The sequence below is a fragment of the Thiomicrorhabdus chilensis DSM 12352 genome, from assembly GCF_000483485.1.
Classification (GTDB): Bacteria; Pseudomonadota; Gammaproteobacteria; order Thiomicrospirales; family Thiomicrospiraceae; genus Thiomicrorhabdus; species Thiomicrorhabdus chilensis.
This window is the reverse complement of record NZ_KI519609.1, coordinates 1822739-1842668: the sequence shown is the minus strand read 5'-3', so window position 1 is coordinate 1842668 and position 19930 is coordinate 1822739. Positions and strand designations below refer to the sequence as shown.

Annotated in this window: 22 protein-coding genes; 8 read left to right on the top strand and 14 right to left on the bottom strand. The window is 45.7% G+C overall.

Annotated elements, in window-relative coordinates; genetic code table 11:
- Window positions 1–32: 32 nt before the first annotated feature.
- The 6 genes from orn to B076_RS0108795 all read left to right on the top strand — a co-directional run bounded on the left by orn (window position 33) and on the right by B076_RS0108795 (window position 6784).
- Window positions 33–581: an oligoribonuclease gene (orn, locus tag B076_RS0108820; protein ID WP_028486984.1), complete on the top strand. Its 549-nt coding sequence runs from the start codon at window positions 33–35 to the stop codon at window positions 579–581.
- Between the two features lie 270 nt (window positions 582–851).
- Window positions 852–2555, top strand: coding sequence for an acetolactate synthase 3 large subunit (locus B076_RS0108815; protein WP_028486983.1), 1704 nt, complete (start codon window positions 852–854; stop codon window positions 2553–2555).
- 10 nt (window positions 2556–2565) lie between these two features.
- Window positions 2566–3057, top strand: coding sequence for an acetolactate synthase small subunit (ilvN, locus tag B076_RS0108810; RefSeq protein ID WP_028486982.1), 492 nt, complete (start codon window positions 2566–2568; stop codon window positions 3055–3057).
- A 126-nt stretch (window positions 3058–3183) separates the two neighbouring features.
- Window positions 3184–4200, top strand: a complete 1017-nt coding sequence (gene ilvC / locus B076_RS0108805; protein WP_028486981.1) for a ketol-acid reductoisomerase — start codon at window positions 3184–3186, stop codon at window positions 4198–4200.
- A gap of 325 nt (window positions 4201–4525) precedes the next feature.
- Window positions 4526–5770 (top strand): L-lactate MFS transporter, encoded by a 1245-nt coding sequence (locus B076_RS0108800; protein ID WP_028486980.1) that lies wholly within the window; start codon window positions 4526–4528, stop codon window positions 5768–5770.
- A gap of 264 nt (window positions 5771–6034) precedes the next feature.
- Entirely contained in the window at window positions 6035–6784 is a 750-nt protein-coding gene (locus B076_RS0108795) for a DUF4395 family protein (protein ID WP_038150510.1), read from the top strand.
- 105 nt (window positions 6785–6889) lie between these two features.
- Here B076_RS0108795 and B076_RS0108790 read toward each other — a convergent pair whose 3' ends face one another.
- Complete coding sequence (locus tag B076_RS0108790; protein WP_028486978.1) at window positions 6890–7090, bottom strand: hypothetical protein; 201 nt, start codon at window positions 7088–7090, stop codon at window positions 6890–6892.
- 154 nt (window positions 7091–7244) lie between these two features.
- Between B076_RS0108790 and B076_RS0108785 the strand changes: the two genes are divergently transcribed.
- Complete coding sequence (locus B076_RS0108785) at window positions 7245–7535, top strand: hypothetical protein (RefSeq protein WP_028486977.1); 291 nt, start codon at window positions 7245–7247, stop codon at window positions 7533–7535.
- 76 nt (window positions 7536–7611) lie between these two features.
- On the opposite strand, the gene B076_RS12575 is transcribed toward B076_RS0108785, so the two are convergent.
- The 8 genes from B076_RS12575 to B076_RS0108745 form a co-directional block, all read right to left on the bottom strand.
- Window positions 7612–7935 (bottom strand): NifB/NifX family molybdenum-iron cluster-binding protein, encoded by a 324-nt coding sequence (locus B076_RS12575; protein WP_051347272.1) that lies wholly within the window; start codon window positions 7933–7935, stop codon window positions 7612–7614.
- A gap of 26 nt (window positions 7936–7961) precedes the next feature.
- The gene (locus B076_RS12570; RefSeq protein ID WP_038150508.1) at window positions 7962–8366 is read right to left on the bottom strand and encodes an acyl-CoA thioesterase; all 405 of its coding nucleotides are present in this window, start codon (window positions 8364–8366) and stop codon (window positions 7962–7964) included.
- Window positions 8367–8636: 270 nt separating this feature from the next.
- Entirely contained in the window at window positions 8637–9347 is a 711-nt protein-coding gene (locus B076_RS0108770) for a c-type cytochrome (protein WP_028486976.1), read from the bottom strand.
- Between the two features lie 23 nt (window positions 9348–9370).
- Complete coding sequence (locus tag B076_RS0108765) at window positions 9371–10702, bottom strand: NAD(P)/FAD-dependent oxidoreductase (protein WP_028486975.1); 1332 nt, start codon at window positions 10700–10702, stop codon at window positions 9371–9373.
- The gene (locus B076_RS13070; RefSeq protein ID WP_051347270.1) at window positions 10699–11085 is read right to left on the bottom strand and encodes a c-type cytochrome; all 387 of its coding nucleotides are present in this window, start codon (window positions 11083–11085) and stop codon (window positions 10699–10701) included. The genes B076_RS0108765 and B076_RS13070 overlap by 4 nt, the downstream gene beginning before the upstream one ends.
- 10 nt (window positions 11086–11095) lie before the next feature.
- Entirely contained in the window at window positions 11096–12343 is a 1248-nt protein-coding gene (locus B076_RS0108755) for a hypothetical protein (protein ID WP_028486974.1), read from the bottom strand.
- Window positions 12343–13800, bottom strand: a complete 1458-nt coding sequence (locus B076_RS0108750; RefSeq protein ID WP_028486973.1) for a c-type cytochrome — start codon at window positions 13798–13800, stop codon at window positions 12343–12345. The genes B076_RS0108755 and B076_RS0108750 overlap by 1 nt, the downstream gene beginning before the upstream one ends.
- A gap of 329 nt (window positions 13801–14129) precedes the next feature.
- Window positions 14130–14777 (bottom strand): protein-L-isoaspartate O-methyltransferase family protein, encoded by a 648-nt coding sequence (locus B076_RS0108745; protein WP_028486972.1) that lies wholly within the window; start codon window positions 14775–14777, stop codon window positions 14130–14132.
- 256 nt (window positions 14778–15033) lie between these two features.
- Here B076_RS0108745 and B076_RS13065 point away from each other — a divergent pair, with 256 nt between their 5' ends.
- Complete coding sequence (locus B076_RS13065) at window positions 15034–15987, top strand: phosphotransferase (protein WP_157753546.1); 954 nt, start codon at window positions 15034–15036, stop codon at window positions 15985–15987.
- Here the strand turns inward: B076_RS13065 and pnuC are convergent.
- From pnuC to B076_RS0108715, 5 genes are read right to left on the bottom strand one after another with little or no spacing between them, the layout of a single operon-like run.
- Entirely contained in the window at window positions 15974–16609 is a 636-nt protein-coding gene (gene pnuC / locus B076_RS0108735; RefSeq protein WP_245566345.1) for a nicotinamide riboside transporter PnuC, read from the bottom strand. The genes B076_RS13065 and pnuC overlap by 14 nt on opposite strands.
- Window positions 16602–16871 (bottom strand): hypothetical protein, encoded by a 270-nt coding sequence (locus B076_RS0108730; RefSeq protein WP_028486969.1) that lies wholly within the window; start codon window positions 16869–16871, stop codon window positions 16602–16604. The genes pnuC and B076_RS0108730 overlap by 8 nt, the downstream gene beginning before the upstream one ends.
- Before the next feature lie 11 nt (window positions 16872–16882).
- Complete coding sequence (locus B076_RS0108725) at window positions 16883–17509, bottom strand: class I SAM-dependent methyltransferase (RefSeq protein ID WP_028486968.1); 627 nt, start codon at window positions 17507–17509, stop codon at window positions 16883–16885.
- A 28-nt stretch (window positions 17510–17537) separates the two neighbouring features.
- Window positions 17538–17780, bottom strand: coding sequence for a YkoF family thiamine/hydroxymethylpyrimidine-binding protein (locus B076_RS0108720; protein WP_028486967.1), 243 nt, complete (start codon window positions 17778–17780; stop codon window positions 17538–17540).
- A 43-nt stretch (window positions 17781–17823) separates the two neighbouring features.
- On the bottom strand, window positions 17824–19875 hold the full coding sequence (locus B076_RS0108715; protein ID WP_028486966.1) for a TonB-dependent receptor: 2052 nt from the start codon (window positions 19873–19875) through the stop codon (window positions 17824–17826).
- Between the last annotated feature and the right edge of the window lie 55 nt (window positions 19876–19930).

The window sequence follows — 19930 nt, the reverse complement described above, 5'->3', positions numbered from 1 at the left end:
AGCCGATATTGTAAGTGAAAAGAGAAAGATTTATGAAGTCGGATAAAAATTTAATTTGGATTGATCTGGAAATGACCGGTTTGGACCCCAAGACTCATCGAATTATCGAAATCGCCACAGTCGTGACCGACAGCGAATTGAACATCTTGGCAGAGGGGCCGGTCATTGCGGTGCAAACCGAACAGACTGATCTGGATTCGATGGATGAGTGGTGTACCACGCATCATGGGAATTCCGGTTTGACCAAACGCGTCCAGGAAAGTGGCATCACGATGCAACAAGCCGAACAGCAAACCCTCGATTTTTTGAAACAGTACGTACCTGCCGGAAAATCGCCGATGTGTGGCAACAGCATCTGTCAGGATCGACGCTTCATGGTCGAGCAGATGCCGGCTCTGGAGGCTTTTTTCCATTACCGTAATCTGGATGTCAGCACCTTGAAAGAGCTCGCGAGACGCTGGGCACCGAAAGTTTATCAAGGGCATCAAAAAAGCGGCGCGCACTTGGCGTTGGCCGACATCTTGGAATCCATCGGTGAACTCAAACATTATCGTGAGCATCTATTCAAATCGGAAATTTAACCTTCCATCTCGCCTGTAGGAATTTTACTTTTTTCGTAAAGTTTCTCTTTAGGGTCGCTCCGTGGGGTTTATTTTGGCAAAAATGTCTAAAAAAGCGCCCCTTAGAGTTCTAAAGCAACTCAAAATTTTATATAATTACGCCTTTTCCCGTCATCAAACTTGGGCGGGTATTTGAAACGTTTATAGCTTGCGATTCAATTCGTTTTCCCTTTGTTTTTAAAGGGTTTTGTCGGGTTGGGTTTGTTAAGTTTTATTTGGAGGACCATTGTTGTGGAAATGACTGGTGCCCAGATCCTCGTAAATTATCTCGAGGACGAGGGAGTAGAGCATATATGGGGGTATCCGGGTGGAGCAGTTTTGCCTATCTACGATGCCCTGGATACGGACGCTAAAAAATTAAGCCATATTTTGGTGCGTCACGAACAGGCTGCAGTGCATGCTGCAGACGGCTATGCGCGCTCTACAGGTAAACCAGGAGTGGTGCTTGTAACGTCGGGTCCCGGTGCAACCAATGCCGTGACCGGAATCGCAACCGCCTATATGGATTCGATTCCGATGGTATGCATTACCGGTCAGGTGCCAACCGCACTGATCGGCTTGGATGCATTCCAGGAGATTGATACCGTAGGGATTACAAGACCAATCGTAAAACACAACTTCTTGGTCAAGAGTGTTGATGAGCTTGCCAGTACGCTCAAAAAAGCGTTTTATTTGGCAACAACGGGCCGACCAGGCCCAGTTGTGATCGACATTCCAAAAGATATCCAAAACGCCAAAAGCACCTATGTTTATCCACAAGAAGTTGAGATGCGCTCCTATTTACCTGTAACTAAGGGCCATAGTGGACAAATTAAAAAAGCTGTGGAAATGATGCTTTCCGCTAAGCGACCTATTTTATACACCGGTGGCGGTGTAATCTTGGGTGACGCTTCTGAGGAATTAATCAAGTTGACGCATAAGTTAGGATTTCCGATTACCCAGACCTTGATGGGCTTGGGGGCATTTCCGGCTTCCGACAAACAGTCGGTAGGCATGCTGGGCATGCACGGAACCTATGAAGCGAACTTATCGATGCATCATAGTGATGTGATTATTGCCATCGGTGCGCGTTTTGACGATCGTGTGACCGGTAATTTGGAAAAGTTCTGCCCGGATGCAAAAATTGTTCATGTCGACATCGACCCTGCGTCGATTTCTAAAAACGTGATCGTCGACATTCCGATCGTCGGACCGGTTAAGCAAGTGTTGACCGAAATGAATGCTATTTTGGACAAGACCAAGCAGAAGGTTGACGAAGAAGCCTTGGCGGAGTGGTGGCAACAGATTGAACAGTGGCGTGCCACCAAATGTCTGCGTTACGATACCGCAGGTTCAAAAATCAAGCCTCAGGCGGCGATGGAAGCAGTATGGGAAGTCACTAATGGTGACGCTTATGTGGCTTCCGATGTCGGGCAACACCAGATGTTTGCCGCGCAGTACTATCCGTTTGACAAGCCACGTCGCTGGATCAATTCAGGCGGCTTAGGCACCATGGGCTTCGGTTTGCCGGCAGCCATGGGGGCGCAAATGGCCTTCCCGGATGCCACCGTTATCTGCGTGACCGGTGAAGGTTCAATCCAGATGAACATTCAGGAACTTTCGACCTGTCTGCAGTATGGGTTGCCGGTTAAGGTGGTCTGTCTGAACAATGGTTTCTTGGGCATGGTTCGTCAGTGGCAGGAGTTCTTCTATGAGCGTCGTTATTCCATGTCTTACATGGAGTCTTTGCCAGACTTTGTGAAGTTGGCGGAATCCTATGGTCACGTTGGCATGCGTATCGAAGACCCTAAAACCATGAAGGCTCAGTTGGAAGAAGCGTTTTCGGACAAAAATAAAGATCGTTTCGTGTTTATCGATATCATTACCGATCAGCAGGAAAACGTCTATCCGATGATTCCGGCCGGTGCAGGCTTGAACGAAATGATTTTGGTGTAGGGGTGTCTCGATGAAACATGTAATTTCAATGTTAATAGAAAATGAATCGGGTGCCTTGTCGCGTGTGTCGGGATTGTTCTCTGCCAGAGGCTATAACATTCATGCCTTAACGGTCGCGCCGACTGAAGATGAATCCTTGTCTCGCCTGACCTTGGTCACCAGTGGTACCGAGCAACAGATCGAGCAGATCGTCAAACACCTGAATCGTCTGATTGATGTGGTTAAGGTATTGGATTTAACCGAAGGCGCGCATATTGAGCGTGAACTCATGTTAATCAAACTCAATGCCATCGGTGAGGCGCGTGAAGAGTATAAGCGTTTGGCGGATATCTTCCGCGGTGACATCATTGATGTTACCGCAAGCACCTATACTGTGCAGATGGTGGGAGAAAGTAAGAAGCTGGATGCGTTTATCGACGCGTTGGATCCGGGCCTTATTTTGGAAACCGTGCGTTCCGGTACTGTTGGCGTGATGCGTGGAGAAAAGTGTTTACACCTGTAACGGGTTTGTAGATAATTCCCACAATTAATTTAAGTGGTTAATTTGACGGCTGAAACCAAAAGATCGGATAGGTCTTCTCAGTCGTCAATCATTAAGAATTCAAAAAATAAAGATAGGAATAGATAAATGCAAGTTTATTACGATAAAGATTGTGACCTTTCAATCATCCAGGGTAAGAAAGTAGCCATCATCGGTTTCGGTTCTCAAGGTCACGCTCATGCAGCCAACCTTCAGGATTCGGGTGTTGACGTAACCGTTGGTCTGCGTCCTGGTTCTTCTTCCATCAAAAAGGCCGAAGGTTACGGCCTAAAGACAGCTGACGTTGCGACTGCGGTTGCCGGTGCTGATGTTGTAATGATTCTAACTCCGGATGAGTTCCAGTCTGTTCTATATAAAGAAGAGATCGAGCCGAACATCAAGCAGGGTGCGACACTTGCATTCGCACACGGTTTCGCCATCATCTATAACCAAATCCAGCCACGTAAAGATCTAGACGTCATCATGATCGCTCCTAAGGCACCGGGTCACACTGTTCGTTCCGAATTCGTTCGCGGCGGCGGGATTCCTGACCTGATTGCGGTTGAGCAAGACGCTTCTGGTAACGCTAAAGAAATCGCTTTATCTTACGCTTCGGGTGTAGGGGGTGGTCGTACCGGTATCATCGAAACCACGTTCCGCGACGAGTGTGAAACTGACCTATTCGGTGAGCAGGCTGTTCTGTGTGGTGGTGCGGTTGAACTTGTTAAAGCCGGTTTCGACACTTTGGTTGAAGCGGGTTACGAGCCGGAAATGGCTTACTTTGAATGTTTGCACGAGCTTAAATTGATCGTTGACCTAATGTTCGAAGGTGGGATCGCCGACATGAACTACTCGATCTCCAATAACGCAGAGTACGGTGAATACGTCACCGGTCCTCGCGTTATCAACGACGAGTCACGTGCGGCAATGCGTCAAGCCTTGAAAAACATCCAGTCTGGTGAGTACGCTAAGCAGTTCATTCTTGAAGGTCAAGCGGGTTACCCATCCATGACCGCTGCACGTCGTAACAACGAAGAGCACGGTATCGAAGTGGTTGGTAAGAAACTGCGTGCAATGATGCCTTGGATTGCCAGCAACAAGATCGTCGACCAAGACAAAAACTAATTTTTAGGAGCTTGTTTTTACAATTTCTGCTTGTTTAAAGGCTCGCTTAGTGTGCTAAGCGTCACCTTTAAACGCCTTGAACTTGAAAAAAACGCTTCCTAAAACATAGACGTTGTTAGAAAGCCGAGTCAGAAATGACTCGGCTTTTTTGGTTTTGGACAGAGCATTTTTAGAGTTGATTGGGGTGGATTGTGATTTTTTATAAGGGTGTAAGAATCTTTGGTTCTGATAGTGGGTCTTATATATAGACACGCCGCCGGTTTTCCACGATATTGGCTTGAGTTAATATTAAAGAGTTTGCGATAAATTATTGGAGGGGTTTTATATGGGAAAAAATAGGTGGTTGATGGCCTTAGCTGCGGTTGGGGTTCATATTTGTATCGGTTCTGTTTATGCGTGGAGCGTGTACGTTAATCCGATTAAAGAAGAGATGAATTGGACCTTGACCGATGTGACGATCGCCTTCAGTATCGCGATTTTCTTTTTGGGTTTGTCCGCCGCTTTAATGGGTAAGTTCGTTGAGAAGAATGGCCCGAAAGTATCCGCGATTATTGCCGCGGTGTTATTCGGTTTAGGTACGATAGGTTCGGGTCTGGCCATCTTAATGGAATCCAAAATGCTTCTATACTTCTTTTATGGCGTATTGGGTGGCTGTGGCCTGGGGATTGGTTATATCGCTCCAGTATCCACCTTGGTTAAGTGGTTCCCTGATAAAAGGGGTTTGGCGACGGGACTGGCGATCATGGGTTTTGGTTTTGCCTCTGCCGTATGGGGGCCAACCATCAAAGTCTTAATTTCAGAAATTGGCGTTGCTTCAACCTTCATTGTCTTGGGGGTGACTTACTTCGTCATTATGTTCGCCTCGGCACTTTATTTAGAAAAACCGGAAGAGGGGTATATGCCCGAAGGCTTCAAGAAAAAGGTTGAGTCCGGCCATAAGACAATTAAACAAGATCTGGCTATGTTGGGGGTTCATGAAGCCGTCAAAACTCCGCGGTTCTATGGATTGTGGTTGATGTTGTTTATTAACGTCACCTGCGGTATTGCGATTATTGGTGTGGCATCACCATTATTGCAAGAGGTGTTGGGTGTATCCGCGTTGGTGGCCGCGGCGGCCGTCGGTTTGATGGGGATTTTCAACGGTGCGGGCCGAATCTTCTGGGCGTCGTTATCTGATTATTTAACCAGACCCGTTGTCTATATTATTTTCTTTGCCACCCAGGCCGTTGCGTTTTACGCTTTGCCATCCATTGCCGAGATTATCCTTTTTCAATTTGTTTTATATTTCATCATGTCTTGTTATGGAGGCGGCTTTGCGTCGATTCCAGCCTACATTGGAGATATTTTCGGAACCAAAGAATTGGGCGCGATTCATGGTTATATATTAACCGCTTGGGCCGCAGCAGGCCTGGTAGGGCCGCTGATTATTTCGATGGTTAAAGATGCAACCGGCTCTTATGCGGAAACTCTGTATGTGTTTTCCGGGTTCTTTGTTGTGGCCTTGGTGATCTCCATTGCCATGCTCATTAATATTAATACGATTCGAAAAAAACAGAATCTTGCTCAGTAATAGTAGTCTAAAAGAGCAGGCCTGTTCACTTACAAAACAATCGTTTAAGAGATCGCATCAAAGCCAGCTTTTGCTGGCTTTTGCGTTTAAAAGGTGAGTGACATTCGCCGTATTCTCTATTTTTTATCTAAAATTACACTTATTTTATTCTGGTTTGTCATAACCCTAGGTTTTTTTAGGGTTTACACTAATTGATAATGTTCACTACACTTCTTAAGCTAAAAGTGTTTTATTAAATAAAAATTTTGACGGAGGATAGATGTAATGTTGCGTTATCATTTAAAGCATTTGTGGTTTAGGAATCAATCCGAAGAGATTGTTTTTATTAATAAATATGCAGTACAAATGCGTGCGGGTCTCATGTTGATATTGCCCATTTATATGGTGATTGTGCTGTTCACAACCGTATTGGCGCCAACTTGGACGGTATTACCCAACACATTTGTGGAAGAGACGTTTGATATGACCGAAGAGTGGCGCACCATTTTTAACGTACAGGCCCATCGCACCGCCTTTGAGTACACCCTTCCCAGTTTAGTGCTGTTATATGGCCTGTTTGAAATGCTGGCGGGAATGTTTGTTAAAACCGCTTATCTTTCGCCCAGCGTTCATCTTGCCACCTTTTTAACACGCAATATTCGCCCTAAATGGGAGCCTTTAAAGCCTAAACGTTTTGCTTGGTTGATTGGCGCAACATTAATTGTCTCCTGCCTGATGTTTTTTAATCCAGACAGTGTCGCACGTTTCATAAATAACGTGTTTTTCATGGAACTCTTGCCAACTGATCGGAATTGGATGCCTGATTTTATTCCAATGCTGGTGGGGGTATGTTTTGTATTCATGTGGTTAGAAGCGGTATTTGGGCTTTGTTTAGGCTGCAAACTCCACTGGTTGCTGGTAAAAATGGGTCTTTTTAAAGAGCATTGTTATAACTGTATGAACGTAGATTTTGAGCAAAAGGCATGGATTGATGAGCGTAAGGCCCTGGAGGCCGATTTGAAAAAAACGGCATAAAATCTGAACAGGCCTGGTCTGCCTGTGTCAACACCTGGGGATCTAGCATAAAAAAGCCAGCATCTTGCTGGCTTTAAATGGGGGGATTACCGGGCTAATCTGGGGTTAGGCCGCTTTCTTGACCGCTTTTTTGACGGCGGCTTTCATTTTCTTCTTATTTGAAAAGCCTTTTTTAATCACTTTCTTGCTGGCTTTGTTGATGACAGACTTAGCGTCTTTCTTTTTCAGGTCTTTTTTGGCAACCAACTTCATGGTGGCTTTGGTAGCTGATTTTTTGACTGATTTTTTCTTAATTGCTTTTGCCATTTTTTTTGTTCCTTTGAAATGAGTGGGTAATTTATTACTGAATATTATCTTATTTAGTAATAAATTATTACTAATGGTAATGAATTGGTGTTAGGAATGCAAGTTTGACTTTGGTTCAGGGGATATAATGCTTAAATCGGATAAGGAAAAGGCTATGACGTTTATTGAGTTCAAAAAACACTTGCTGGATGCGGGTATCTCGTTACCGAAGTTCAGCAAGTTGATTAAAGTAAGTGAAAAGAACCTGCAGTCCTACAAGAAAAAAGGTGAGGTTCCGAATACGATTGCCGTAATCGTAGTCTGTTTTGTCAGTATGCATCAGGCTGGTCTGGATTATGTTGAAATTGTTGAGGCGCTGCAATTAAAAGCCAAAACCAAAAAAGGGGCGGGCTTTGCAAAAACGAAATCAAAACAGAAGCTGGAAGAGGGTGAATTTTCAAAGTAAATAGAAAGTCGCTGTGCCTACCTTTGACTGTTCGGTATATCAGGTTTGGACAGGCCTGTTGATTTTAAACAGGCTATCAGTCGACCAGATTGAGTGTCTTAAGTGCGTTGATCGGGTCGTTTTCCTGGGTCTGGAATACTTCAATGTTTTGCTCGGTCAGGCGTCTTTGCAAGCCCTCTCCTAGGCTTTGGGTCACAAAAACGTTGATGTCAGATAAGGGGTGGTCGGCCTGGTTGGATAAAGCCCCTTTCAGGTTGCGAAGCACCTGTTCCTTGTTTAGTTTGATATGGCTCTGCTGGATGATTTGGCGATCTGTGATTTCAAATACTAAAAATCCTGGGCATTTTCCGGCATGTCCGGACAGGGTGCGAGCGTTTGGGCTGGTGAGTGCAATTTTCATAATAATTCCATTGGGTTTTTGTCTTGCTAGGGCGTCTGGGTTGCATGAATTAGCGATTCCAGCGGCGAGTGCCTAAGAAGTTTATGTCTTTCTCCTACCGTCACCACATCGGTATTGGCGCGTGCCATCAGTGTATGGTTGTTCTGCAGATGGAGTGACTGACTAAAGCGATATTGAATTTTCGACAGTTTGTTTACGTGGACCGTAATGTAAAACTGATCGTGGGCTGACAGCGAGTGTAGATATTCAATTTCTATTTTTTTGACCATCAGATTGATGTGTTGGCGCGCAAGGGCGGCAAAGTCGAGTTCGTTCTGTTTGAGAAATACGTGGCGAGCATGTTCGAAGTAGTGCTGATAATGGGCATTGTTGACCACACCCTGAACATCGCATTCGTGGTCGCGCGCTTCCATTTTGTATTTAAAGGTCATTTTTTGTGATTCCGTTACCGTTGTTCAACAATAAATGTTGGTTGACCGGACTGCTTTACAAAAACGATTGAGTGAGAAGTGGAAATTGGTTTTGCAAAGAATTCAGGTGAAGGACCTCCCAAAACAAGGTTTTGGGAGGGGCTTTAGGAGAGGTTTTTTGGTTACAATGAGACCACTGTCAAGGTGCTAAGCCACCACATCAGTGCGATTGAGCCAAATGTCAGAACAAGACCCCATAAGATTGCTTTGATTCCATTCATGTTTAGCTCCTTATTGTGCTTGACCCAGCGCGGCATAATATTCGGCCAGGGCTTCAATTTCCGCATCGGTCAGCTTGTGGGTGAATTGCGACATACCTTCGTTGACATCGTTATTACGGTGTTTCCCTTGGTAAGCTTTCATGGTACGAATAAAGTATTCAGGTACTTGACCGGCTAAAGCCGGAACAATGCCATTACCTTCACCTTTGGCTCCATGACAGGAAGCGCAGGGAACAATCATGCGTGAGACGTCACCTTTGCGAACGACGCGATCCATTTTTGCAAACATCTCTTGATCGACTTCTTTAGCGTAACTCCAGCTGTTCAGCGGTTGTTGTGCATAGAATGCGGCAACATCGGCGATTTGCTGTTCGTCCAAAGCACGCGAAATTTTAACCATGACATTGGCTTGCTTGTAATCTTCCCAGCGGCGACCATCCTGGTAATCCAGCATCATTTTGATGGTGTATTCTGAAGGTTGACCGTTCAAAGAAGCATAATTGCGGGAAGGAGATTCCCCTTTTTCACCGTGACAAGCGTTACACATCATTTGAGTGTGCACTTCTTCTCCACGGATCGGGTCCCCTTTGGGCATGCTTTGAATCTTGTTTTCAAGTCCAAAATTTGTCCAAGGGTTCGCCGTTGGTTTGCTATCGTGACCGGCAAGCGCAAGTGTCGAAACGCTTGCCATGGCGATGGTTAATATTGTTTTTCTAAGCATTTTGTTTTCCTCACCATTAGCCATTAAGAGAATACGTCTTTAACAAATTCTCTTTGCCAGTTTTTCTGATAAACGGCTTCAAGAATGGGTTGCGTAACTTTATCGGTAATCGGCGACACTCCAGCGGATTCACCTTTAGGCTGAATCAGTCCGTCGCGTACTTCATAGATAGCCGCAATCGACACTCCGTAGTTCTCTCCAGCCAGGCTGTAGCAGACGTTAGAGTAGATCGCCGTACCAGGTTGCTCACCTTTTAGGGTGTCCGCCACCGCTCGGGCGCAAACTTTGGCCTGGGAATTGGCAGAGTAACCTGATTTTGGCATAGCGTCGGCAATGCTGCTGTCACCCAGAACGTACACGTCTTTGTGCAGAGAGGATTCCATGGTGTTGCGCTCAATCGGACACCAACCAGAATCATTGGTCAGCCCAATTTTTTGTGCCAAAACGCCGGCACGCTGATTAGGTATGATGTTGATCAAGTCAGCCTTGTAGTCTCCACCATCGGTTTCAACCATCATGTTTTCGGCATCCAGACGAACAACACGTCCACCATCCGAACCGGAAACCCATTCAATCAAGGCGTTATCCGTTTTATAACCGTAGAGACGTTCCCAAGCTTTTTTGAAAGGGCCGTCTTTGGTGAAGCGGTCTTTCGGATCCAACACAATCAATTTAGCGGTTGGATTATGCTTTTTGAAGTGCTCAGCAAAGAATGAAGCACGTTCATAAGGCCCAGGAGGGCAACGGAACGGGTTTTGTGGCGGAGCGATAATCGCTGTACCGCCTTTCGGTACCGCCAACAGCTGTCTTCTCAATTCTAGCGTCTGAGGTCCGGCTTTGTAGGCATGTGGAAATTTGCCTTCGGCCATTTCCGCATCATAGCCTTCGTAATCTTCAAACTTGAAGTCAATACCCGGAGAGACCACCAGTTTGTCGTAAGAGAAGGTTTCACCTTTTTCGGTACGTACGGTTTTCTTGTCATAATCAGCACCAATCACTTTGTCGATCACAACATTAACATTGTATTTCGATTTGATGGTGTCGAGGTTGAAGGTCAGTTCATCCAATGTGTGCATGCCCACAATGACATCGTTGCTTCGCAAGCAGGTGATGTATTCCGGATACTGCTCGATGATGGTGATTTTGACATCGGGGTCGGCAAAACGCAGGTATTTTGCGAAAGTGGAACCCCCAACACCGCCACCCAACACAACAACGTGTTGCGCGTTTTTGGCGAAGGCTTTGCTGCTCGCGCCAAAAATACCCGTTCCGGCCACGGCAGTCGCGCCAAATACCTTGATGAGATCTCGACGTGTGATTTTTTGATCAAATGTCTTGTTTTCTAGTTGGCTCATTTCTGACCTCCTGTCGAGTTAGCCTTTTGAGCGTTCTGTGATTCTGTCAGGCTGGTGTTTTCCCATTGTTTGACCGGCTGCTTTTCAAACCAGACTGCCATGGCTTCAATCTCGGCATCGTTAAAGCCGCGAGCGACTCGATCCATGATGATGGCTGGACGAGTCCCTTCACGGTAGGCAATCATCGCCTCCGTGAACTGTTTAGCGGGCATGCCAGCCAATGGCGGCATAGCTTCCAAAAATTCCTGTCCGTTAGTGCCGTGACAGGGGGCGCATTGCCAAGCCATGGCTGAGCCACTGGCAATTGGGTTTTGACCTTCGGCCGCAGCAGGTTGAATGAAGGCAAAAGCTAAGGCGGATGCGAATATAGTTTGTAATTTCATGTTTGACTCCTTATTTTGCCCAGATCCAGAAACCGATGACAAAGAACTGTATCATCCAAAGTACCATGATCCAGATAGCGACGGTTCCCATCTTATCGACTGCCGCGCTAGGGGTGTAGACGCCAACGGTTTGTCCGGTTTTCCATGCGATGGTTAGGAAGTAAGCCAGAACCGATCCACCCACAATTGCAAAGGTCAGGAAGAACAGGCCGGTTGAATACCAGTCCATTACCACTTTGTAGTCCATGAAGTCGTAGTGGAAGAAGTCATTCAAAATCCCATAACGAAGCATTTCACGAGAGATCGCCACAATCAATCCAATCACCAAAGCCATTGGTAAAGCCATGTAGCTGCAAAAACGTGCTTCACCTTTCAAGCGAATCATCGCCCACAAAGCATAGAAGATAACCGCGATACCGCCGGCGTACCCCCAGAAAGAGGTTGCAAAATCACCAGCCGTTTCTGGAAGGTTCATCATCCAACCTACATAAAGCGCTGCAGAGATAACAGAACCGACTTTGATCCATTTTTTACCTAAATCAGCGGCCCAGTTCAGGTAGTCGTGATCGGCATCTTCACGCACCGACTTGAAGCGACGGTAGGTGACCAGCATCCCACCAGCAACGGGAATGGCCATGCTGATGAAGAAGGCAAATCTCCATGGATTATAGGCATGCAATTGAGAACCGGAATAGTCCAGAACGCCATCTTGCATGTACCACTCTTTCCAAAGTTCAGGGTGAAGGATCTGAGTCGTCAGGCTGTGCATGATGAAACCGACAACCAGCATTAAAGCCAGACTCACAATCATTGACCAGCGTGATTTTGGCGTTACCGTTTTGTCAGCATTCTTACCATTTTGGAAATAGTAAAAGTACATGGCCCAGTAGGCTAAGATCAGGATAAAGATAAACGCGATAACCCATTTAGCCGACAACACGTTAGAGGTGTACCAGTGTGGGTCATAAATAACCTGAACAAACAGTAACGGGGCTACCCCGATTACGATGGCGACCGATACCGAAACCTTAGAAATTTCGAGCATGGCGGCACCCAGACGACGCCAATACGGGTTGCTATTGAACGCACCGTAAAGGGTGATGGCCGAGGTTCCCAGCATAAGCTGTACGAACAGGATATGCAGGGCAAAGGTCAGTACGCCTAGGCCGATGAAGATAATCGGGTAGGTGGGTACGCCTGCTGGGTTGCGCAAGGCGTACATCATCTCGGTAACTTGAGAGACTTGAGAAGCGTCCATTATTTCACCTCCTGTGGAAGAGTCAGAGACGCAACCTTGTCTTGAGCTTGTTTTTCAGCCAAAGCACGGTTACGAGCATCCACTTCTTGTTTAATGGCAGCAACCACAGCAGGTTGTCCACCTTCGTTATTCATGACCAAAAATGCAGAGAGTGCTTTCACTTCGGAATCAAGCATTGGCATTTTAGGCATATAAGCAATGTTTCCGGTTGTCAAAGCGCCTTTTACATACTTCTCCATTCGCGCCTGAGTGACGCCATCCGGGAAGTAACGGTGCAATGGTCGAATACCGGTCTCACTTGGTGAGTGACAGTTTGAACAGTACACCATGGCGATATATTCACCGGTTTGAATCAAGTTGCTGTCATTCACTTCCTTCAATTCGTCTGGAGTGAAAGGGTGAGCTTTCAGGATTCCGACTTTTTCGATGGTTGGAAGTTGAGACTTGATGTCCATGCCCGGAACGTCACGACCGATGACCTGGTTAGAGTAGACGTATTGTCCCGCTACCCAAGGTTTACGCATCGATTCACGAGCGGTTTCTTCTGGCCAAAGGCCAGCAACCAAAATGGTGATGGTCATAAAGCCTGCAAAACCGGCAACCAGTGTTTTAGGCTGCAGCATAGTGATGATGAAGTAAGCCAAGGTACCCGCTAATACGGCAACGATACTTGGTACAAAGTAATCCGGTAGACGGTTTTCCATTACCAGTAGAGCTTGATCTGGAACCGATGTCAGATACCATTGCAACATGGCGGCACCGATCAAGGTGGAGATGATCCCTAGCCAACCCAGTTTGCGCGCCATTTCTTTCTTAAAGGCTACATCTTTGATACCAGCGACAACAATGCCACCCACAACGGCGGTCATGGTAAACATGAAGGCCATGCGCATACCGGTTTGGATAAAGGTGTTGGTTCCGTAGAAACCATTTAGGTAACCCCCTTCTTCAAACCAAATTTCTTTACCTGGCACCATCATGAAGGACAAGATTCCCACAATGATGACCATGGTTGCCAAAGAGGCTATACCGAAAATCACTGAGATTTTCATGTGGGTTTTCTTGTCCACGCGTCCGACTAGGTAAACAATCATGTATACCCCGACCACTTCAATCACAAAGAAAACCCATTCGGTCGCCCACTTCCACACAAACGAGTGGATCAGCGCCCCGATTCCATTTGGACTTGCCACGGTTGTGGAATACCAGATGCCCGGCCCGGTGATTGACCCGGCCACATAAGTGAAGACAAGTAGGAACAGACCGTATTTCTTAACGAAATCCAGCAGGTCATCACGATCTTCACGGTAGGCTTTATGGGAGAGGTAGGCAAACAAGAGTGCAGCCCCCACAGAGGTGTGGGAGGCCAACACATGGAAGGTTGCAATCAGCGCAACGACCCAGCCGGAACCAACAGCGGGTTCGTACCAGGTGGGATAAAGGCTAATCAAGTCCATATGAATTTCCTTATGATTAGTGTAGTTTATGGAGTATAAGCATGGCTTATGGTTATGGGTATTGTAGGAAGTTTCCAAAAATTTGGAATTTAAAATGTTTTATCAGATTTTGATGAAAATATTTATGACAAAAATATGATGTCCATATTTAAGTATAAAGTCTTATTTGGTGAATGGGTAATATAAATATTTTATTGAGGCTAAACGGTCTGTTTTATTGGGTTTGGTGTGTTGACTGCGTTTGTGTTTACGGTGTGGTCAGGTGAAAGGCTCAAAAATAAAAAAAGCCAGGTGAGTCTGGCTTTGATTTTTACGCTTAGGTTCGTAATTTATAGCGAAAAGGGTTCAGATGATTGCGCATTCATCAGGGGTTTGAGGTCGGTTTCAAACAATGTTTCTGTTTCCCATTCGGCTTCACTGATGCGGGTTAAAATCTGCGCAGTCATTGCCGGGGACTGGCCAGCGATTACTGCTAGGCGACCACCCAGGTTTAATTGCTCTTTATAGGCCTGCGGAATCTCAGGAACTGAACCGGTTAGGATAATGACATCGTACTGTTTACCGTCTTCCCATCCGTGGCTGGCATCCCCAAGTTTGAATTCGATGTTGTTGTAACTAGCCAGACGTTTTTTGGCGACTTCTTGCAGATCGGCATGGATTTCAACTGTGGTGATCGATTTACCCAGTGTGGCCATGACGGCGGTCAGGAATCCACTGCCAGTTCCGATTTCTAAAACCGTATCGGTTTCGTCGATGTCCAAAGCTTGTAGGAGTCTGGCTTCAATTTTGGGTGCCATCATGAATTCGTCGTGCCCGATCGGCAGTTCGACGTCGCTGTAGGCCAGGCTTTGTTTGGACTCTTCCACAAACTGGTGTCTTGGAATATTAAGAAACGGGTCTAGAACCTTTTGGTCAAGTACATCCCACGGACGAATTTGTTGTTCTACCATGAAAAATCGAGCTTGATCAAAATTCATAATGGGTTCCTTTAAGCTATTTTTATGACAATCTGTAATTCAGGGCTTGCCGTAGTCTTGTTAATTTTAAGATGAATTTAAATAGTTCAGCAGACCATTATATCTAAAATGCCCTATTAAGACATAGGGGATTTTAGGTGAACATTTCAAAGTAAGGTGTTTACGATTGAAGGAGAGGCGCCAAGAGTAACGATTATGTTTAATTTTGGTGTCCGCAGCCGATTGACATCCAGTTTTCGATGTTATGATGGTTCCTATGAATGGAACGACTATTTCACATTATTTGAATGCTTCACAATTGGCCGAATTGCCAGCATTTGAGTCCGTAGAGTTTTTGCCGAAAGCTTTCGAGGACAGTACCAATCAATTGTGGCAAGTCAGCTGGTTGAATGCCGGTAAGCTTGAAAAGGGGGTATTGAAACTTTGTCCACTGTCTAATGTCAGTCGTTCCCCTTTTTGGCAGGGGATGCAGCGCCTGTTTGAATTGCGTTACCCTCAGGAAATCGAGGCCTACCCAGAAGTCTATCGCCTGCTTGAGTCTTGGAGTGTTTTGAGTATCCCCAAGCTGCATTTGGCGCAATCGGGTGGTCCGGAGTACGCCAGTGTTTTGCTTACTCAAAAGCTTGAAGGCGATGCTTTGGTATCGAGTCAGGTGAACGCAGACATGGCGGCGGATTTGGGGAGTCATCTGGGGCGTCTGCATCAGCAGTCTTCCAAGTCTTATGGTTCTTTGTTTGCCGCTGGCTTGGATGCGCAAGGGTGGGGGCAAAGAGTGCATTCAGTGATCACGGAGCTGGCTCAACAGCAAGCGGTTTCGTTACAGCCTTATGAAAAGCAATTGGATCAATTCAAACGAATTGATAGAGCCTCGACAGAGGGCTTTGTGCCGATTATGCCGGATTTACGTTGGGATCAGTTTTTATCGAAATCAGGACGGCTACACGCTTTAGTCGATTTGGATGCAATGGTCTGGGGGCGCCGTGAACTCGAATTGGTATTGTTGGAATATCTTTTGGAGACGGATTGGGTGGAGGTCTTCGCCATCTCTTACCAACGTTATCTTCAGTTGCCGGATCTTTCTGAAGTCAGAACAGTTTACCGTTTGTTGTTGTTTTTGATGGGGGTGCTGGGAGAGTTCTCCCTTGAGAAATGGATGGCGGTTCCCGAGTCTTTTGCTTTGTTGCAAACAAAAAGCCTCAGCTCGCCTTAATAGGCGCATGCAAACCCAGGTAGTGTTGTTTCCAGTTCAGATAGCCAATGACCGCCAATACAAGATAGACCGCAAACATGGTGATGGTCACGTAGTATCCGGTTTGCCAATAGAGTGCGATGGCCGCCGCATCGATGACCAGCCAGTAAAGCCAGTTTTCCAGGATTTTACGAGCCATAAGAACCGTGTTCATCACTGAAAATACGGTCACGGCCGCATCCAGATAGGGGAGTCGGGATTCGATAACATTTTCCAGATAATAAGCGGTCAGCAGGGTCAGCAAGCTTCCGACTGCAATAAATGTTAGATGAAAATGAACAGGCCTGGTGGTGATGGTTAGGTCGTTTTTATGATTAGGGTGTTTTCGCCATAATGACCATCCATAAACGGCCATCAGCAAATAATAGGCGTTAAGTAGCGCCTGCATCGGCAACTGGCCTTCCCAGAACAGAAAGGTATAGATGAGTGTGCTGATAAACGCAGCCGGCCAACACCAGATGGATTCGCGAGTGGCGAGCACCACATAAGCGATGCCCAGTAGGGTGGCGAGCACCTCCCAACCAGACAAGCTGAGAAAACTTTGCCAGATGGTCAGGTAAAGACTGCTATCGCTATCATTCACAGCTACGGATCCGTGCGTTGGAGCGGTCGGTACCAACCAGTTTTAAAACAAAGACGGTGGTCGGCAGTTTTTCCAGCGCAATCAACATTTCTTCGCTGATTTCGGCCATCACCGTGCGATAGTCTCCAAATACCTGGGTGCTCATGGCATTGCGTTCAATTTTCAGTTTCGGGTTTTGTTCGATTTGGTTAATAAAGTCCAAAATCGGTTGGCAGTATTGCTCATTAAGAGGGTACATGCTGATATCAATAGATACATTCATTGTTTTTCCTTTTACTTTTTATCCGCTCGAACCACCACAAAGGCGCCTGAATCGTGTCCCACCAAAATGTCGGTGGGTTTATGGTCTTTGGATTCCGGCAGAATGGTCTGCATCGATTTGAAATGGTCGAAACCGGCTTTTTTAAGCATGGATTCTATTTCGGCATAACTGTAGAAGGTGGCATCACAAAATAGAGGGTCGTTGTGTTTATGTTCCTCGTAAACTTTGCCGAGTTCTGAATTCTTTTCCAGAAAAGCGATCACAATCGCCCCTTGCTTTTTGACGACACGAAACGCTTCTTCATAAGCCAGTTGCGGGTCGTCCAAAAAGCAGGTTGATGTCACAAAAATCGCAAAATCGTAGCTGTCATTGTCAACCGGCAGGGCTTCCGCAACGCCAGCCATCACATTTAGACCACGTTGTTGAGCGATTTCACGCATTTTTTCAGCGGGTTCAACACCGGTATCAATTTCAAGGGGTTGCGTAAAGCGCCCACTTCCAGCGCCGATTTCAATGCCTTTACCTGAAGGTAAAAGCTGTTTGATTGCGGCTATTTCGGCTTGATAGATGTCCGGATTCTTGTCAAACCAGGCATCATAGTGTTGGGCGTGAGCTTCATATCCTTTTGTTTTAGGCATGTTAAGTTCCTTTAGAGCAAGTTCATTCTTAGCGGCAACCACCGGAAAGTTTGATGATGAAAACACTTTCAGGAATCGCTTTTAGGCTCTGTTCCATTTCTGTCGTTAATATCGCCATTATCTGTTGATAATCTCCCAGAATGGTTGAGCTCATGATGCCATGAGACACGATGAGGTCAGAATGTGTTTCGAGGCGTTCAATAAACTGTGTGATGGGCTTTATATACGATTCTTGTAGTGGGTATAGGCTGACTTCAACAGAAATTTGCATGTCTAATTCCTATTAGGCAGGGCTCCAAAGAGCCCTGATGGATTTAGAAGAAATAACGTGCTGTCACACCAAAGGTTCTAGGCTCGCCTAGCTGTGTATACTCAGCTGGTTCCCAAGTGCTTTGATCAACCGCAAAGAAAAAACCTCTAACATCATATTCAGTGTTCATGAGGTTACGTATCCAGAAGTTCACGCTTACATCGTCGTTACTATACTCTAAGCTGGTGTTGAAAAGAGTATAGGACTTAGATTGTGAATCATGATTGTTGGAAAAGTAAAAAGCATCTTTACGTTGCATGTTCGCCATCCAAAGCCAGTTATTGTTGATTTCATATTCTCCCGTTAGGCTGAACTGATAATTGGGTGAGTGTGCTTGGTCACGACCATCCAGTTCTCCTGCTTCAGGATTAGTGTAATCAATGAATTTGTTTTTTAATAAACCCAAAGACGACATCAAGCGTAAATTATTTGTGGCTTGCCAGTTACCCATGAACTCCAAACCATAGGTTTCACCTAATGCCGCATTGGTGAAATAATCAGTAAAAGTTTGCGGATCATTCGGGTCGGTTTGCACCGAGCTTTTGACTTGTTGATCGACTCGTTTTGAATAAAAGAAATTCAGGCGAGTTGATAAGCGATTAGCAAATTTGGAGTTTAATCCTGCTTCTAAACTCCACATATACTCGGTATCGTAAGGTAGTTGGCTTACCAGTAAGTTTGGTTCTACATTTAAGCCTCCTGCTTTGTAGCCACGTGAAAAGCTACCAAATACCTGATGGTTGTCATTAGCTTGGTAAGTAAGACCAATTTTGCCACCAAAAAGTGTTTCATTATGATTATCTTTAATGCCGGTATTGGTGCTGATGTTTGCTGTATATTGCTCAACACGTAAACCGGTTGTCAGTGTCGCTTTATCATTTAAAGCGATATCGAACTGGCCAAATGCAGCTCTGTTTTGGGTATCCAATTCAAACTCTTCATTACTGCTTGACCAGCTTTTTTCATAAATCATATCCTCACTATAGTTTGACGCATAAAGGCCAAAAACCCAGTCAGTCGAATTGTTGAAGATTTTTCCTTCTGGAGAGGATAGCCAGTTAAACTCCAAGGTGTTTTCAGTTCGGGAACGGTCATATTCAGCAAAGTATTGATCCCACCCACCTTGGTAGTCAGGGTAGGCCCAGTCAGCGTCGAAAGAATATAGAGAAGAAGAGCTCATGTGACTTAATTTGGTGACCATATTCACTTTCGGATTCAGTTTGTACTCACTTTTAAGCGCAACTGCATCTGCTTTTAGTTTATCTTTGCCTGGCTCATCGGTAATAGTGGTCAAATCATTTTCCATATTAAAGCCGTCATAGCCATTGTCGATGTTAAGATGCGTGGCTCGCAAATCGATAGTATGCTTATCGTTGGCCATGATTTTTAAATGTGCTTTTGCAGTAATTTCATCTTGGTTTTGTGTGTCAGTTTTATCCAGGTAGTCATTTTCCATGTAACCATCTGAGCGACTTTGCTGGATGGCGATGCGACCGAGAACTTTGTTGTCAATGATCGGCCCGCTTAAAACCGCGCCGAGACGACTGGAATTGAAGTTGCCGTATGTCATTTCAATTTCGTGCTCTGGTGTTTCAGTGGCTTCTTTGCTCTGGATGTTTATGATGCCTGCCAATGCATTGGCACCAAAACGTGTCCCTTGTGGACCTCTTAATACTTCTACTTGTTCCGTGTCAAATAGGGTAGCTGCAGCTCCCGTATGACTAAAGTTCATGCCGTCAATCATTAACCCGACAGATGGGTTGACCGGGTATTCATACTGCGAACGCTCTCCAATCCCTCTGATCTGGAAGAATTGTTGGCGGGATGCGCCTGCCGCTGCATTCATATTGGGAACTTGGTTGATCAGGGTCTCCATATGGGTTGCACCTAATTGTTCTGCTTCGGTGCCTGAGATGACCGAAACGCTTGAAGTGCTCTCATCAACTTGGGTTGGTCTAAAGTCAGCTTCTACAACGATAGTGTTGAGTTCTTCGGCAACGGCTGATGTGCTTGCGATTAATGTGCTAATGGCAATAATGCTGGGTTTAAGCTTCATTAAGATTCCTTTTATTGTAAATAAAAGGACAGGGCGAACATTGGTGATGAACCTT

Excerpts from the sequence above, each read along its gene's own strand:
- ilvC (WP_028486981.1), top strand. The coding sequence starts at position 3,184 with ATGCAAGTTTATTACGATAAAGATTGTGACCTTTCAATCATCCAGGGT.
- B076_RS12575 (WP_051347272.1), bottom strand. The coding sequence starts at position 7,935 with ATGAAAATTGCACTCACCAGCCCAAACGCTCGCACCCTGTCCGGACAT.
- B076_RS0108795 (WP_038150510.1), top strand. The coding sequence starts at position 6,035 with ATGTTGCGTTATCATTTAAAGCATTTGTGGTTTAGGAATCAATCCGAA.
- B076_RS0108785 (WP_028486977.1), top strand. The coding sequence starts at position 7,245 with ATGACGTTTATTGAGTTCAAAAAACACTTGCTGGATGCGGGTATCTCG.
- B076_RS13065 (WP_157753546.1), top strand. The coding sequence starts at position 15,034 with ATGAATGGAACGACTATTTCACATTATTTGAATGCTTCACAATTGGCC.
- B076_RS0108745 (WP_028486972.1), bottom strand. The coding sequence starts at position 14,777 with ATGAATTTTGATCAAGCTCGATTTTTCATGGTAGAACAACAAATTCGT.
- B076_RS0108750 (WP_028486973.1), bottom strand. The coding sequence starts at position 13,800 with ATGGACTTGATTAGCCTTTATCCCACCTGGTACGAACCCGCTGTTGGT.
- B076_RS0108715 (WP_028486966.1), bottom strand. The coding sequence starts at position 19,875 with ATGAAGCTTAAACCCAGCATTATTGCCATTAGCACATTAATCGCAAGC.
- B076_RS13070 (WP_051347270.1), bottom strand. The coding sequence starts at position 11,085 with ATGAAATTACAAACTATATTCGCATCCGCCTTAGCTTTTGCCTTCATT.
- B076_RS0108720 (WP_028486967.1), bottom strand. The coding sequence starts at position 17,780 with ATGCAAATTTCTGTTGAAGTCAGCCTATACCCACTACAAGAATCGTAT.
- B076_RS12570 (WP_038150508.1), bottom strand. The coding sequence starts at position 8,366 with ATGACCTTTAAATACAAAATGGAAGCGCGCGACCACGAATGCGATGTT.
- B076_RS0108730 (WP_028486969.1), bottom strand. The coding sequence starts at position 16,871 with ATGAATGTATCTATTGATATCAGCATGTACCCTCTTAATGAGCAATAC.
- orn (WP_028486984.1), top strand. The coding sequence starts at position 33 with ATGAAGTCGGATAAAAATTTAATTTGGATTGATCTGGAAATGACCGGT.
- ilvN (WP_028486982.1), top strand. The coding sequence starts at position 2,566 with ATGAAACATGTAATTTCAATGTTAATAGAAAATGAATCGGGTGCCTTG.
- B076_RS0108800 (WP_028486980.1), top strand. The coding sequence starts at position 4,526 with ATGGGAAAAAATAGGTGGTTGATGGCCTTAGCTGCGGTTGGGGTTCAT.
- B076_RS0108790 (WP_028486978.1), bottom strand. The coding sequence starts at position 7,090 with ATGGCAAAAGCAATTAAGAAAAAATCAGTCAAAAAATCAGCTACCAAA.
- B076_RS0108725 (WP_028486968.1), bottom strand. The coding sequence starts at position 17,509 with ATGCCTAAAACAAAAGGATATGAAGCTCACGCCCAACACTATGATGCC.
- B076_RS0108770 (WP_028486976.1), bottom strand. The coding sequence starts at position 9,347 with ATGCTTAGAAAAACAATATTAACCATCGCCATGGCAAGCGTTTCGACA.
- B076_RS0108765 (WP_028486975.1), bottom strand. The coding sequence starts at position 10,702 with ATGAGCCAACTAGAAAACAAGACATTTGATCAAAAAATCACACGTCGA.
- B076_RS0108755 (WP_028486974.1), bottom strand. The coding sequence starts at position 12,343 with ATGGACGCTTCTCAAGTCTCTCAAGTTACCGAGATGATGTACGCCTTG.